The 14,666-nt window shown below is 66.6% G+C and carries 15 protein-coding genes; 9 read left to right on the forward strand and 6 right to left on the reverse strand.

Annotation, left to right across the window (positions count from 1 at the left end; translation table 11 throughout):
- Window positions 1-238, reverse strand: a 238-nt coding sequence (locus tag MKD50_RS26215) for an acetyl-coenzyme A synthetase N-terminal domain-containing protein (RefSeq protein WP_305882092.1), incomplete at its 3' end; no start/stop codon positions are given.
- Window positions 239-547: 309 nt separating this feature from the next.
- Here MKD50_RS26215 and MKD50_RS26220 point away from each other — a divergent pair.
- The 4 genes from MKD50_RS26220 to murI all read left to right on the forward strand — a co-directional run bounded on the left by MKD50_RS26220 (window position 548) and on the right by murI (window position 4,790).
- Window positions 548-1,507, forward strand: coding sequence for a DMT family transporter (locus MKD50_RS26220; RefSeq protein WP_252669347.1), 960 nt, complete (start codon window positions 548-550; stop codon window positions 1,505-1,507).
- A gap of 100 nt (window positions 1,508-1,607) precedes the next feature.
- Window positions 1,608-2,156: a TIGR00645 family protein gene (locus MKD50_RS26225; RefSeq protein WP_062800812.1), complete on the forward strand. Its 549-nt coding sequence runs from the start codon at window positions 1,608-1,610 to the stop codon at window positions 2,154-2,156.
- Window positions 2,157-2,356: 200 nt separating this feature from the next.
- Window positions 2,357-3,880 carry a fumarate hydratase gene (locus MKD50_RS26230; protein ID WP_252669349.1) on the forward strand — a complete coding sequence of 508 codons (1,524 nt, stop codon included), beginning with the start codon at window positions 2,357-2,359 and terminating at the stop codon, window positions 3,878-3,880.
- A gap of 100 nt (window positions 3,881-3,980) precedes the next feature.
- Window positions 3,981-4,790 carry a glutamate racemase gene (murI, locus tag MKD50_RS26235; protein WP_115703864.1) on the forward strand — a complete coding sequence of 270 codons (810 nt, stop codon included), beginning with the start codon at window positions 3,981-3,983 and terminating at the stop codon, window positions 4,788-4,790.
- Window positions 4,791-4,815: 25 nt separating this feature from the next.
- On the opposite strand, the gene MKD50_RS26240 is transcribed toward murI, so the two are convergent.
- Window positions 4,816-7,128, reverse strand: coding sequence for an AAA family ATPase (locus tag MKD50_RS26240; RefSeq protein ID WP_240072345.1), 2,313 nt, complete (start codon window positions 7,126-7,128; stop codon window positions 4,816-4,818).
- 485 nt (window positions 7,129-7,613) lie between these two features.
- Between MKD50_RS26240 and MKD50_RS26245 the strand changes: the two genes are divergently transcribed.
- The 4 genes from MKD50_RS26245 to MKD50_RS26260 all read left to right on the forward strand — a co-directional run bounded on the left by MKD50_RS26245 (window position 7,614) and on the right by MKD50_RS26260 (window position 10,079).
- Window positions 7,614-8,270 carry an energy transducer TonB gene (locus MKD50_RS26245; RefSeq protein ID WP_252669351.1) on the forward strand — a complete coding sequence of 219 codons (657 nt, stop codon included), beginning with the start codon at window positions 7,614-7,616 and terminating at the stop codon, window positions 8,268-8,270.
- A 63-nt stretch (window positions 8,271-8,333) separates the two neighbouring features.
- Window positions 8,334-9,062 (forward strand): MotA/TolQ/ExbB proton channel family protein, encoded by a 729-nt coding sequence (locus MKD50_RS26250; RefSeq protein ID WP_112773984.1) that lies wholly within the window; start codon window positions 8,334-8,336, stop codon window positions 9,060-9,062.
- 21 nt (window positions 9,063-9,083) lie between these two features.
- Complete coding sequence (locus MKD50_RS26255) at window positions 9,084-9,497, forward strand: ExbD/TolR family protein (protein WP_112773983.1); 414 nt, start codon at window positions 9,084-9,086, stop codon at window positions 9,495-9,497.
- 252 nt (window positions 9,498-9,749) lie between these two features.
- Window positions 9,750-10,079 carry a hemin uptake protein HemP gene (locus MKD50_RS26260; protein WP_111517573.1) on the forward strand — a complete coding sequence of 110 codons (330 nt, stop codon included), beginning with the start codon at window positions 9,750-9,752 and terminating at the stop codon, window positions 10,077-10,079.
- A gap of 270 nt (window positions 10,080-10,349) precedes the next feature.
- On the opposite strand, the gene MKD50_RS26265 is transcribed toward MKD50_RS26260, so the two are convergent.
- The 4 genes from MKD50_RS26265 to MKD50_RS26280 all read right to left on the reverse strand — a co-directional run bounded on the left by MKD50_RS26265 (window position 10,350) and on the right by MKD50_RS26280 (window position 13,621).
- The gene (locus MKD50_RS26265; protein WP_062800826.1) at window positions 10,350-10,757 is read right to left on the reverse strand and encodes a heme-binding protein; all 408 of its coding nucleotides are present in this window, start codon (window positions 10,755-10,757) and stop codon (window positions 10,350-10,352) included.
- A 162-nt stretch (window positions 10,758-10,919) separates the two neighbouring features.
- Window positions 10,920-11,177: a hypothetical protein gene (locus MKD50_RS26270; protein ID WP_115703870.1), complete on the reverse strand. Its 258-nt coding sequence runs from the start codon at window positions 11,175-11,177 to the stop codon at window positions 10,920-10,922.
- Window positions 11,178-11,442: 265 nt separating this feature from the next.
- Window positions 11,443-11,799 (reverse strand): hypothetical protein, encoded by a 357-nt coding sequence (locus MKD50_RS26275; protein WP_111517571.1) that lies wholly within the window; start codon window positions 11,797-11,799, stop codon window positions 11,443-11,445.
- Between the two features lie 715 nt (window positions 11,800-12,514).
- Window positions 12,515-13,621 (reverse strand): YeiH family protein, encoded by a 1,107-nt coding sequence (locus MKD50_RS26280; protein ID WP_252669353.1) that lies wholly within the window; start codon window positions 13,619-13,621, stop codon window positions 12,515-12,517.
- A gap of 99 nt (window positions 13,622-13,720) precedes the next feature.
- On the opposite strand from MKD50_RS26280, the gene MKD50_RS26285 reads away from it, so the two are divergent.
- Window positions 13,721-14,662 (forward strand): LysR family transcriptional regulator, encoded by a 942-nt coding sequence (locus MKD50_RS26285; RefSeq protein WP_115703874.1) that lies wholly within the window; start codon window positions 13,721-13,723, stop codon window positions 14,660-14,662.
- Window positions 14,663-14,666: the final 4 nt, after the last annotated feature.

Genomic DNA, 14,666 nt, shown 5'->3' on the forward strand with positions numbered 1-14,666 from the left:
GGCCATCCTCGAACCACTTGTAGAACGGCGCGTTGCTCTCGTCCAGCACCTTGGTGAAGGGCTTGTTCCAGTGCAGCAGCTCACGGGCGTGGCGTGCCCAGAAGCCTTCGTAGTCGCGTTCGGCTTCCTCGCACAGCGCGCGGTAGGCGTCCATGCTGGGAATCGCGGCCTGGCTGGCGAACGACTCGGGCGGGTTGAACACGCGATGCTCCTGCATCACCGATTCGATGGCGGACATGGACTGGTCTCCTGATTTTGGACTGGCTTTCGCTGCCACGTTACGCCCGACGGCTTACTTAAACCTGACGATAAATCCCTGCAGCCGGCAGGATCAGGCGCTGCAACGTGTTGCATTGCAGCGGGAAGAATCGGGGGCGCGCCGCGAAAGTGCAGCCTTCTCCATTAGGCTAGCACAGCTATAATGCCGCGAGCCTGATACCTGAATGCGACGCCAGCCCTTGCCGCGCGGCGTCGCACCGACCAGCGCGGACACTTGCCCGTGCACCCCGCCAGCCTGTCGACCGGAAGATCCCCAAGGCAAGTACCCGTGCCCGCCAACGCTGCTGTCTTCACTCCCGTCTACGTGCTGTTCCTGATCGCCTCGATGGCGCTGGTCGGCAGCAACGTCGGACTCGGCAAGTCGATCATCGCGCATGTGCCGGTGCTGCTTTTCGCGCTGCTGCGGTTCGTCATCGCCATCGTCTGCCTGGCGCCGTGGTACCGGCCCGCGCGCATGCGCCGGGTCTCGCGCGGGGAATGGCTGAACCTGTTCCTGCAGGCGTTCTTCGGCACTTTCCTGTTTACGCTGCTGATGCTCAACGGCGTGCGCCTGACCAGCGCCATGGCCGCGGGCGTGATCACCAGCACCATCCCGGCCACCGTGGCGCTGCTGTCCTGGCTGCTGCTGCGCGAACGGCTGTCGCGGCGCACGCTGGTGTCGGTGCTGCTGGCGGTGGCCGGCATCGCGGTGCTCAACATCGCGCGCGGCGATTCCCACGGTGCCGGCGCAGGCAGCCAGGCATGGCTGGGCAACCTGATGATCATGGGCGCGGTGGTGTGCGAATCGATCTACGTGATCCTGTCGCGCCGGCTCACGCAGACGCTGGCCGCGATCGAGATCTGCGCCTACACGCACCTGATCGGCGGACTGCTGATGCTGCCGCTGGGACTGGTGCCGCTGCTGACCTTCGACGCCGCCGCGGTGCCCGCGCAGACCTGGCTGATGGTGCTGTGGTACGCGCTCTCGGCCAGCGTGTTCTCGTTCTGGCTGTGGATGAAGGGCATCCGCCATGTGCCGGCGCAGTTGGCCGGGGTCTTCACCTCGGTGCTGCCGGTGGCCGCGGCCACTTACGGCATTGTCTTCCTGGGCGAGCAGCCGGGCTGGCCGCACGGCGTGGCGCTGGCGTGCGTGCTGGCGGGGATCGCGCTGGCAAGCTGGCCGGGCCGGATCACGCGCGGCGCGTGGCGCGCCAAGGCGGCAGGAACCGAGCCGGGCGCGCGGGCCTGAGCGGCCTGGCGTGGCCGCGGTTACCGCTGGTAACACAGCGTTGCCATGGTCGCTTGGTACAATCCACGCCGATTTTCAACTCCGCCGACCCCGCCCCGCCATGGCTTCCAACCCGATTCCCGAGCAGCAGCCCCAAACCCTGCGGCCGATCCCGAGCATCATCTTCGCGTCGCGCTGGCTGCAACTGCCGCTGTACCTGGGCCTGATCGTGGCACAGGGCGTCTACGTCTACCATTTCCTGATCGAGGTCTGGCATCTGCTCGCCCATGTGACCGAGTTCGACGAGAACAAGATCATGCTGGTGGTGCTCGGGCTGATCGACGTGGTGATGATCTCCAACCTGCTGATCATGGTGATCGTGGGTGGCTACGAAACCTTCGTCTCGCGGCTTGGCATCGACAACCATCCCGACGAGCCCGAATGGCTCGACCACGTCAACGCGGGCGTGCTGAAGGTCAAACTTTCGATGGCGCTGATCGGGATTTCGTCGATCCACCTGCTCAAGACCTTTATCGACGCCGAACAGCGCTCGACCCATACCATCATGTGGCAGGTGGCGATCCACCTGGCGTTCCTGCTGTCGGCAGTGGCGATGGCATGGGTGGACCGCATGGTCACCCACCCTGCCGGCGCGCACGCCAAGCACTGATAGCGACCCGCAGGGCCGACCTGCTTGCTTCGCTAACGACCGCGGCCATGTGCCGCGGTTTTTGCTTTTGGGCCGGCGCGGTCGCCGGCAGCGGCGTTTGCGCCACATTACGGGCTGTGGACGGCTGTATGCAGACGGGCAGAGCGCCGCCGCTCAGTGTATGATTTCGGGCTGTGTTTCACCGCTGCCCACCCCACAAAATGACCGTCATCAAGCAAGAAGACCTCATCCAGAGCGTCGCCGACTCCCTGCAGTACATCAGCTACTACCACCCGATGGACTACATCACCAGCCTGGGCCGCGCCTATGAGCTGGAGCAGAGCCCGGCGGCCAAGGACGCGATTGCGCAGATCCTGACCAACAGCCGCATGTGCGCGGAAGGCAAGCGCCCGATCTGCCAGGACACCGGCATCGTCACGGTCTTCGTCAAGGTGGGCATGGACGTGCGCTGGGACGGCGCCACCATGGGGCTCACCGACATGATCAACGAGGGTGTGCGCCGCGGCTACACGCATCCCGACAACGTGCTGCGCGCCTCGATCGTCAGCCCGCCCGAAGGTGGCCGCAAGAACACCAAGGACAACACCCCGGCCGTGATCCACTATGAAGTGGTGCCGGGCAACACCGTCGACATCCAGGTCGCGGCCAAGGGCGGCGGCTCGGAGAACAAGTCCAAGTTCGTGATGCTGAACCCGTCGGACTCGATCGTCGACTGGGTGCTGAAGACCGTGCCGACCATGGGCGCCGGCTGGTGCCCGCCGGGCATGCTGGGCATCGGCATCGGCGGCACCGCCGAGAAGGCAATGGTGATGGCCAAGGAATCGCTGATGGAATCCATCGACATCCAGGACATCATCGCGCGCGGCCCGAAGGACTGGGTCGAGGAACTGCGCGTCGAACTGTACGAGAAGGTCAACGCGCTGGGCATCGGCGCGCAAGGCCTGGGCGGCCTGGCCACCGTGCTGGACGTCAAGATCATGGCCTGCCCGACGCACGCCGCGTCCAAGCCGGTGGCGATGATCCCGAACTGCGCCGCCACCCGCCACGTGCACTTCACGCTGGACGGCAGCGGCCCGGCCAAGCTCGAAGCCCCGGACCTGTCGCAATGGCCGAAGGTCGAGTGGGCGCCCAACACCGAGACCTCCAAGCGCGTCGACCTGGACACGCTGACGCCGGAAGAAGTCGCCTCGTGGAAGCCGGGCCAGACCCTGCTGCTCAACGGCAAGATGCTGACCGGCCGCGACGCCGCGCACAAGCGCATCGCCGACATGCTGGCCAAGGGCGAGAAGCTGCCGGTGGACTTCAAGAACCGCGTGATCTACTACGTCGGCCCGGTCGATCCGGTGCGCGACGAGGCGGTCGGCCCGGCCGGCCCCACCACCGCCACGCGCATGGACAAGTTCACCGAGATGATGCTGGCCGAGACCGGCCTGATCTCGATGATCGGCAAGGCCGAGCGCGGCCCGGTGGCGATCGAGGCCATCAAGAAGCACAAGTCGGCCTACCTGATGGCCGTGGGCGGCGCCGCCTACCTGGTGGCCAAGGCGATCAAGCAAGCCAAAGTGGTCGGCTTCGAAGACCTGGGCATGGAAGCGATCTACGAGTTCGACGTCAAGGACATGCCGGTGACGGTGGCCGTGGACAGCGAAGGCACCTCGGTGCACAAGACCGGCCCGGCGGAATGGCAGGCCAAGATCGGCAAGATTCCGGTCGCGGCGCTGTAAGCAGCCACGCGCCGAGACGGTAGAATCTGCCGTCGCACTCGAAAAGCCGGGTTCCGACCCGGCTTTTTTCTGCACTGTTTCCTGTCATCCTCGCATCCCCGTGAACCCCGCACCCATCGGCGTCTTCGATTCCGGCCTCGGCGGCCTGTCGGTGCTGCGCGAGATTCGCGCGCTGCTGCCGCACGAGCCGCTGTTGTACCTGGCCGACTCGAAGTACGCGCCCTACGGCGAAAAGCCCGAACGTTTTGTCGAAGCGCGCACGCTGCAGGCCTGCGAGTGGATGATCGGCCAGGGCTGCAAGGCGCTGGTGATCGCCTGCAACACGGCTACGGGTCATGCCGTGGCGTTGCTGCGCGAGCGGTTGCCGGTGCCGATCATCGGCGTCGAACCCGGCCTGAAGCCCGCCGCCGCGGCCAGCCGCAGCAAGGTGGTCGGCGTGCTGGCGACCGCCAATACCCTCAAGAGCGCGAAATTCGCGCGGCTGCTGGCATCGCTGGACGGCGAAAACCGCTTCCTGTGCCAGGCCGGGCTGGGACTGGTGACGCTGATCGAGCAAGGCCAGACCGACGGGCCCGCCGTGCGCGAGCGCCTGGAGGCCTACCTCGCGCCGATGCTGGATGCCGGCGCCGATACCCTGGTGCTGGGCTGCACCCACTACCCCTTCCTGGCAGGCGCGATCCGTGCCATCGCCGGCGATCGGCTGGCGCTGGTCGATACCGGCAGCGCGGTCGCGCGCCAGCTGGCGCGCAAGCTCGACGAGCATGCGCTGGCAGCGCCGCCCGATGCCGCGGGGCGTGACCGCTTTCTCTCCACCAAGGACGCCGCGCACCTGCGCGCGATGGTGGCCGCGCTACTGCAGTTGCAGGCCGATGCGGAGACCGTGGTGATCGAGCCGGCGCCGGCGTTCTGACCGGCGCCCTCGGTTACCCCTTCGGTCAGCGCAGGAAGCCCAGCGGCCGGTGCTCGCGCACCTCGGGCTTGATCGCGTGCTCCTGGCGCAGCTGCGCCAGGAATTCGTCGGGCGTCAGCGCCTCGCCCAGCAGCACGCACTGGCGCTTGACCGTGGCAAAGTCGCCGGGCGTCAGGCAGTCCATCGCATCCAGGTCCGCGCGCATGGCGTCGGTCAGTCCGGCGGCATCGCCGTCGAGCGCCTCGTCGATAAACATCGCCACGCGCTGCGCGGGCTTCAGCGCCAGAAAGCGGATCTTGAACGAGAAGCGCCGCAGCGCGGCCTCGTCGATGCGGTCGAACAGGTTGGTGGTGCAGATGAAGATGCCGTTGAAGCGCTCCATGCCCTGCAGCATCTCGTTGACCTCGGAGATCTCGTAGTTGCGCACCGCCTGCTGGCGGCTCTGCATGAAGCTGTCGGCCTCGTCCAGCAGCAGCACCGCGCCGTCCTCTTCCGCGCGCGCGAACATCGCGGCGATCTGCTGCTCGGTCTCGCCCACGTACTTGCTCATCAGGTCCGAGGCACGCCGGATCATCAGCGGCAGGTCCAGCCCGGCGGCGATATGCTCGGCCAGCGCGGTCTTGCCGGTGCCCGGCGGACCATAGAAGCACAGCGTGCCGCGCTGGCGCACGCGCAGCGCGTCGACGATCTTGACCACGTCGTAGCGGGTCTCGAGGTGCAGGTTCTCGAGCCGGTAGTGCGTGACCACCGGGCGCGCCTCGGCCTCGGGGCGCAGGCCCATGGCGCGGTCGGCATGTTCGAGCTGGCGCAGGATCAGCGCCTCCACCGGTTCTTCCGCCGGGTCTTCCAGATTCGGCCGCGCCAGTTCGACAAAGCGCGCGGCCGACTGCACCTGCGCCGGCGTCAGCGTCTTGCGCGCGGCCAGCCCTGCGATAAAGGCGTCGCTGACATCCAGCCCGCCCAGGTGCTTGCGGATGATGTTCTCGCGCACCAGCGGCGGCGGGATCTTCAGCTCGAGGTGGAACTGGAAGCGGCGCAGGTAGGCCGGGTCGATCTGCCGGATCGAATTGGAGATCCAGATCACCGGCACGGGATTCTGCTCCAGCGTCTGGTTGACCCAGGCCTTGCCATTGACCGATGCGCGCGTGTCTTCCTGGCCGAACAGGCTCATCAGCTCGCGCGCGCTGCCGGGAAAGACGTCTTCCACTTCATCGAACAGCAGCGCGGTATGGGCGCGCCCGCGCAGGAAGGCCTGCGAAACCTGCAGCGAGCGGTAGCGGTCCTTGCCCGACAGGCTGTTGCCGTCGCGATCGAGGCAATCAACCTCATACAGCTCGCAGCCGGCCTCGCGCGCCAGCAGCCGCGCGAATTCGGTCTTGCCGGTGCCGGGCGGACCGTAGATCAGCACGTTGACGCCGCTGGCGTGCTGGCGCGTGGCATTGGCCAGCATGGCGCGCAGGTAGCGCGCGTCGGTCTCCACATGCGGATAGTCGGCGGTGGTCAGCGTGGGCGGCGCCGCCGGGCGGGTGAAGACCGCCATCATCTCGGCCTCGTTGGCGTAGTTGCCGAGCAGCACATGCAGCAGCCGGTCCGACAGCCGCATCAGGTCGCCCAGGTCGGTCACGCTGTTTTCCGGCAGCGGCTGCTCGATCAGGTTCAGGGTTTCCAGCCGCGAGCCGGGCCGCAGCGACGCCGCCACATCGGCCGCGCCGGCGCCGGTCAGGCCGGCCAGGATCTGGAACGCCTCCTGGCTGTGCGCGACCTTGCAGTCGACCATCACCGCGCGCAGGTCGCGCTTGTACTTGGCCAGCGCGGCATACAGCAGCAGCTTGCGCTCGTGGTCGGGCAGGTCCAGCACGTGGCTGAGCATGTCGATATTGCGCACCAGCAGCACGCGCTCGCCCTCGAGCCGCTGGGCGATCGCCGCGGCCGACGCGTCGAACACCGCGAACATGTCCTTGGCGTGGTGCTTGACGTACTCGTCGAGGTAATAGAACAGCGCGCTTTCGTCGAAGGCGCTGTTCCACTGGCCGTGGCGGTCGAGGAATTCTTCAGGGGTCAGGCGTGCCGTGCCCTTCCAGGCGGGCATGTCGGCGCAGCGCGCGGCCAGGAAGCGCTGCACGCGCAACACCACGCCGTAGGGCCACACCATCTCCTGCGCGCTGACGGTCAGGACATCGTTGATATTGCTGCGCAGGTTGAAGCGCGGCCCCAGCGCGCAGACCACGCGCAAGGCAAACTGCGCGCACATCCAGTCCAGCGCCGAACTGGACGAGGCGCCGGGCATGGAGCGCAGCAGCGTCGATCGGTCATCTTCAGCAAAACGTGTGAAGTCCATGGACGGGTCCCCGAGCGCGCGATGCGCAATGGCGGGCCGCGACAGGCGCACCGCCACGTCTGCAGTGTCTTCCTATGCTAGCGCGCTTTGCCGCCCTGCGGGCGCGCCCGTGCGCGGCCGGCGCCGGCCAGGGTGGCCTGGGGCACCGAAACGCGGCGCGGTGCGATGGCGTGCCAGCACGCATGATTCAACCGTATTGCCCCTTCCGATTTGCCGCCGGGACTTGCCGGTATAACGCGCGCGGGCGGAAAATTCCAGTTGCGACGCACAAATCACAACAAATAAGAATCATTATCGTTTATACTCAGCAGCTGACACGCTGCCCCAGAGTGGCGCTCCCACGGCAACCAAGTTGAAGGAGCGTTTATCATGGAATTGCTGCTTAGCCTGCTGGTCGGTTGCGGCATCTCGCTGATCCTGTTCTACCGCAAGTGACGGCGCACGGCCGCCGAGGTTCCCCGCCGGCAGACTTTTGTTGTTGACACATGTTCGACCAACGCTTCTTGAAGATTACGCTCGCCGTCCTGCTGTTCCACGTCGGCCTGCTTTACCTGATCCAGAGCGGCCTGGGCCGCAAGCTCACCGAGGCCGTGATCGCGCCGGAGATCATTGCGCGCATCATTCCGCTCGAACCGCCCAAGCAGGAGGCCCCGCCGGAGCCGCCCAAGCCGAAGCCCAAGCAGGAAACCCCGCCCAAGCAGGTCAAGGTGACCACGCCCAAGCCGACGCCGCCTCAGCCCAAGCCGGCGCCGCAGCCGGTCGCCGACCTGCCGCCGACGCCTTCGGCGCCGGAAGCACCGCCCGCCCCGCCGGCGCCCCCGGCACCGCCGGAGCCCGCGCCGGCACTGGTATCGGCCGCGCCGCGTGCCGTCGGCATCGGCGAGATCCAGTGCACGCCGCCGCAACCGAAGTATCCTTCCCAGTCGCGCCGCATGGGCGAGACCGGCAAGGCCGTGGTGCGGCTGACCACCGACGAAAGCGGCAAGGTCGTCAAGACCGCCGTGGTGTCGTCGAGCGGCTCGTCGCGCCTTGACCAGGCCGCGGTCGAAGCCGTGCAGGCCATGCGCTGCAAGCCCTATATGGACAACGGCCGCGCCGTCGCCGTCACGGCGCAGCAGCCGATCGGCTTCGAGCTGAACTGACCGCCCCAGATTTCCGATCTCTGATCTGACCTAAACCAAGCGAACTCACCAGGAAACCAACACATGCAGGACCTCGGACTCACCCACCTCTGGTCGCAAGGCGACTTCGTCATGCGTGCGACCGCCATCATTCTGCTGATCATGTCGCTCGCCTCATGGATCGTGATCCTGACCAAGGCGTGGGATCTGGTGCGCCTGAAGAAGATGGCGCAGGGCGCGGAAAAGCGCTTCTGGCACTCGGACGATTTCGACCACGCGCTCGAAACCCTGGGCGCCGGAGATTCGAACCCGTTCCGCACGCTGGCCATCGCCGGCAAGGAAGCTGCCCAGCACCACCGCGCCAGCCAGCCGCAGCTGCACGACGTGATGGATATCTCCGACTGGCTGACCCGCTCGCTGAAGAGCTCCATCGATGAATCGGTGGCGCGCATGCAGTCGGGCCTGGCCGTGCTGGCATCGGTGGGCTCGACCGCGCCGTTCGTCGGCCTGTTCGGCACCGTGTGGGGCATCTACCACGCGCTGATCGGCATTGGCGCCTCGGGCGTGCCGACCATCGACAAGGTTGCCGGTCCGGTGGGCGAGGCGCTGATCATGACCGCCTTCGGCCTGGCCGTGGCAATCCCGGCCGTGCTGGGCTATAACGCCCTCACCCGCGGCAACAAGTCGGTGATCTCGAAGCTCAACCGCTTTGCCCACGACCTGCATGCGTACTTCGTCACTGGCGCGCGCGTGCGCCCCACCGGCGCCCGCGCCGAGGACGGCACCGTGCGCCTGGCCGCGGCACAGCGCTAAACCGCTAGCAAGGAAGTCATCATGGCATTCGGCACTCTCGAAGGGGACGACGACGAGGTGATGAGCGAAATCAACATGACGCCGCTGGTCGACGTCATGCTGGTGCTGCTGATCATCTTCATCATCACCATTCCCGTGATCAACCACGCGGTGAAGATCGACCTGCCGCGCGCCACCAACTCGCCGAACGACCCGAAGCCGCAGAACATCAACGTCTCGATCGACGCTAGCGGCAAGGTCTTCTGGAACCAGGTGGAAGTGGACCAGGCCACGCTGGAAAGCAATATCGCGCTGGCCGCGCAGCAGCAGCCGCAGCCTGAGCTGCATCTGCGCGCCGACCGCGAGGTGCGCTACGAGCGCGTGGCCGAAGTCATGGCCGCCGCTCAGCATGGCGGCCTGGGCAAGATCGGTTTCATCACCGAACCCAAGCAGTAAGCCGGCGCCTGCCGGCGCCTTCTAACGATAAAGGGCACCTTCGGGTGCCCTTTTGTCATGGTTGCCGACAGCTTGCTCGCAGTTGCCGCTGGTGCCGCGACATCAGCGGCAGCCGTTGCCCGAATCTTAGCGAGAGGCTATTGTAATGATAACAATTCTCATTTAATATCATTTCATTGACTGCGACGGGCGCGGCACGATCGCCCCCTTTGCACTCCCTTTACTCTCCTATCGCTGAACCGGAGCCAGATGATGAGCACACTATCCCTGCCGCTGTCGCAACCCCGTGAAGTCACCCGCCGCCGCCTGTCGCTGCGCCGCGTCGACGTGGCCGCGCAACCGCGCCGGGATGCCGGCGCCAAGACCGCCCCGTCGGCGATCGCCTCGGTCAAGTCCGCAGTGGCCGCCCTGCCCGCGCGCCTGGAAGCGCTGGTGCGCGACAGCCTGAGCTCGGCGCCCGCCGGCGAGCCGGTGGCGCTGGAAGCCATCATGCGCGGTGCCAGCACGTTGCCGATCCTGCACAACGGCGAGGTCTACACGCTGCGCGTGACGCGCTATGGGAAGCTGATCCTGACCAAATGATGCAGCCCCACGGCGATTCCGCGGAAAGACAGACCAGGGGAAGCCATTCGAAACCCGCGCCAGGCGCGGACGCCACCAACGTGGCAGCAAAGACTTTTGTGGGGATCACCTCGAAACGAGGTGTTGGGCAGTAGCCAGGTATGCGTGCCGCGGGCGGGAGTCAGATCCCACGCCAGGCCGGCCGTACCCAGCCATGCCCTCTTTTATGCCGCCCCGCAGGCCGTGCCTGCGGGGCCTTTTTATGCACCGGCGCCAGCGCCGGCGCGTGCCTTACAGGCCCAGCGCGGCGATGCCGGCACGCGCGACCTGCGCGTCCTCGGTCGACTTCACGCCCGACACGCCGACGGCGCCCACCACCTGCTCGTTGCAGACGATGGGCACGCCGCCCTCCAGCATGCCCTGCAGCACCGGCGCCGTCATGAACGAGTAGCGGCCGTTGTTGATCATGTCTTCATAGACCTTCGACTCACGGCGGCCCAGCGCCGAAGTACGGGCCTTCTCGCCGGCGATATAGGCCGAGATCGGGGCGGCGCCGTCCAGGCGCTGCATGGCCAGCATATGGCCGCCGTCGTCGACCACGACGATCGACACGGCCCAGTGATGGTTCTTTGCCTCGGTTTCCGCTGCGGCCATGATCTTCTTCACATCGTCTGCCGTCAGAACCGTCTTTTGCTGCATGCCACTCTCCTGGTCATTGATTTGGATTGAGGCCGAAGTATAGCGCCGCACCTGCGCCACCGTCATGGCAGGCGGGCCGCCACGGCACGGCCGACCATGCGCACCACGGCAAAATGGCCCGCGAGCGGGCCATTGGTCATGCGCACACTGCCGCGGTGCGGGTCAGGCGCCGTCGGTGAAGGAATCGGGCTTGCCCTGCCTGGCGCCGTCGGTGTACGGGTCGGTCTTGCCGACACGCGCGCCGTCGGTGAACGGATCCGGCTTGCCAAGCTTGGCACCATCGGTGTACGGGTCGACTGCGCCGACCTTGGCGCCGTCGAGATACGGGTCGACCTTGCCGACCGCGGCGAACGAGGCGGTGGACGCAGTGCCCAGGACCGCCAGTGCGGCGGCGGCAATCACGGCTTGTTTGATCTTCATGAGATTCCCCTTGCTTCTTGGTTGGTCACGGCATCGCTGGCCAGGTGTATCGGCGTCATCGCGATGTCACACAAGTAGTTTAGGGAAAACCCTTATCGTGATGCAGGTGATGCTTTGAGCAGTCTGTTCAAATATTTTGACCACGATCAAATTACGTCACGCCTGCCGGAACCAGCCCGGCACCGCTATGTCGCAATGCAGCGCCAAAAGGAAAGGGCCCGCAATTGGGCCCTTCCTTTTGGACAAGCTGGATCGAAGACAACGCTTAATCGCGCCACCTGCCGTGACCGTGACCATGCCCGTGGCCATGGCCGCGGTGATAGCCCGGCGGGCCATAGTAGCCGCGGTGACCGCCGTAATAGCGGGGCGGACCATAGTAGCCGGGACCGTAGTAGACCGGACGCGGTCGAACCACCACGGGCGGCGGACCATAATAGACCGGAGCCGGCGCCACCACGACCGGAGGCGGGCCATAATAGGCCGGAGCGGGCGGATAATACGCCGGCGCACCGATCACCACGCCCGGAACGCCGACGGACACGCCAACGCTGACATGGGCCATGGCTGCGCCAGACGCCAACCCGGCGGCAATACCGAATGCTGCAAGCCACCAACGTTTCATATCCGCCTCTCAAAGTGGGATTTCTCGTAACTGATATTGTAGGGGTTCGGAAATTTCCAGGTGCAACCGCGCACACGACATTGTTACCAGCCGTAACAGTGTCGTCACTTTTCGCTTGAGGCTGGTCTGAGGTGTCGGCGCGCTCGCGACCCTGCTCTTTCGTCTAAGCCGTAGCTTGCATCCGGGATGCGGAGCCACCACAATATCGGGCTTGCCGCGCGCTGCAGCAACCGGGGCCGGCCTGGCGCCGATCGGGACCAGACGCAGCGCTCGCGCCCGAGTGGTGAAATCGGTAGACACAAGGGACTTGAACAATTTGAGCCTTCGGGGGGAAACGCCCGAAGTGACGCCCGTCAAAGTCGGCGAACGCCCTGGATGCATGGCATCCGAGCCAACGCCGAGCCAAGCCCATCCGCATGGTTGGGAAGGTGTAGAGAGCAGACGGCGGGCACCTACGGCCGCAAGGCTATGGTGAAGGCGTGCTCCAGCCCACGAACAGCGCCAGCGCTGGCGGCGAAAGCCGAAGTGGGAAGAAAATCCCTCGCCGCAAGGCGTGCCGGTTCGATTCCGGCCTCGGGCACCAATCCACGGTTGCCGCCATTTTCGTGGCGGCGACATCCTGCGGGCCGCTGCTCACTGCTGGCTGCCGCCAGAATTGCAGCACGACAAAAAGGGGGCCATCGCCCCCTTTTTAGCCTGGCTCCTGACTGCGCCGTCACGCCATGGCGTAGCACATCAGCGCCCCCACCCCCATCAGGAATACGAACAGTACCCCGGCCAGGGCCAGCGGCTTGCGGCCGGCGCGCACCAGGTCGCCGATGCGGGTGTGCAGGCCGATCGCCAGCATCGCGCAGGCCAGCAGCCAGTTGTCCAGCGCAATCAGCGGCGCCTTCCAGGCAGCAGGCACGGCGCCGGCGGAGTTGACCGCCATCACGGCGACAAAGCCCACCGCGAACCACGGCACCGACTTCATGATGCCGCGCAGGCGTCCGGCCCCGACGCCGGACTGGGCCGGTTGCGACCCACCTTGAGGCCACAGCGCCATCACCAGCAACAGCGGGCCCAGGGCCAGCACGCGCACCATCTTGGCCACCACGGCGGCGTCGGCGGTCGGCTCGCTGATCATCTTGCCGGCGGCGATCACCTGCGCCACCTCGTGCAGCGTCGCCCCGGTGAAAATGCCGAACATGCGCTCGGTCACGGCCCAATGCCAGTGGCCAGTGGCCAGTTCGTACAGGTAGGGATAGAGCAGCATGCCGACGGTACCGAACAGCACCACCGTCGCCACCGCCACCGCAGTCTGCTTGTCATCGGTGCGCACCACCGACGACACCGCGATGGCCGCGGCCGCGCCGCAGATGGCGCTGCCGGAACTGACCAGGATCGCCTCGCGGCGGCTCAGGCCGAAGAAAGCCGTGCCGACCCAGGTTCCGAACAGCAGCGTGGCGACCAGCATGGTCAGAGGCACTGCGATCCCCGGCAAGCCGAGCGCGACGATGGAGGCGAAGGTCAGGCGCAGCCCGTACAGCGCCACGCCCAGCCGCAGCAGGTAGTGCCGCGCCACCTGCATGCCGGGTGCCAGCGGCGCCAGCCAATGGCGCGGCAGCGTATTGGCCGCGACCATGCCGGCGCACATGGCCAGCGTCAGCGCGCTGAGCCCGTAGCGCGCTACCGCCGGATGCTCGGCCAGCGCAATCGCCAGCCAGGCGATGCCGCCCAGCGGGAGCAGCGTCAGCAAGCGCTGCGACCAGGGCGGCGGCAAGGCCGGCGCGGAGGCTGGCGCGGTGGCCGGAGTAGTGCGGGGGCTGGAGACGGAAGACATGGCAGGCTCGGGTTGGTGTGCTTTAGTGACTCAAGCGTAATGGCGCCCACCTAACCCGTAAAACGGGTAATATCGTTATGCGTTATTGATATTTTCGATATGGACCTTCACCCCTCCCCGCCAGCCGCGCCCCGCCCGGAGCAGCGCCCGCTGCGCCTGACGCTGCGCCAGTTGTCTGTCTTCGTGGCGGTGGCCCAGCATGGCAGCACCATGGCCGCGGCACAGGCGCTGGCGATGTCGCAGTCCGCTGTCAGCGCCTCGCTGGCCGAGCTGGAGCGCGCGCTGGACAGTCCGCTGTTCGACCGCATCGCGCGCCGCCTCAGCATCAATGAAACCGGTCGGCAGTTTTTTCCGCGCGCGCTGTCGCTGCTGGACCAGGCGCAGGAACTGGAGCGTTTTGCCGGGCAGACCGGGGTCCAGTTGCGCATCGCAGCCAGCAACACCATCGGCAGCTATATGCTGCCGCCGCTGCTGGCAGGATTCCGCCACTCGCGCAGCGGCCCGTGCACGCTCGACCTGCGCATCGGCAATACCCGCGAGGTGCTGCAGTCGCTGCTGCAGTTCGAAGCCGATATCGGCCTGGTCGAGGGCGCCAGCCATGAACGCGACCTGCGCAGCGTGCGCTGGTGCGACGACGAGATGGTGGTGATCGTCGGCCCCACCCACCCGCTGGCCGCAGCGCCCCATGACCTGGTGGCACTGCGCGATGCCGAGTGGATCGTGCGCGAGCCCGGCTCGGGCACGCGCGAGGTGATCGAGGAGCGGCTGGTGCCGCTGCTGGGCGAACTGCGCTTCGCGCTGGAGCTGGGCAATGCCGAGGCCATCAAGCGCGCGGTGATGAGCGGCTTCGGCGTCAGTTGCCTGTCGCTGCACGTGGTGCGCGACGAACTCGAGCGCGGCACGCTGGTGGCGATCCGCGACGGCCTGCCGCGCATCGTGCGCCCCCTGCAACTGGTAGTGCACCAGGACAAGTTCCCGACCCAGGGGCTGCTGGCATTCACCGAATACCTGCGCACCATGGCGCCGCGCACCGGCGCCTGAAGCC

Source organism: Cupriavidus mimosae (genome assembly GCF_023952485.1).
Lineage (GTDB): Bacteria > Pseudomonadota > Gammaproteobacteria > Burkholderiales > Burkholderiaceae > Cupriavidus > Cupriavidus taiwanensis_C.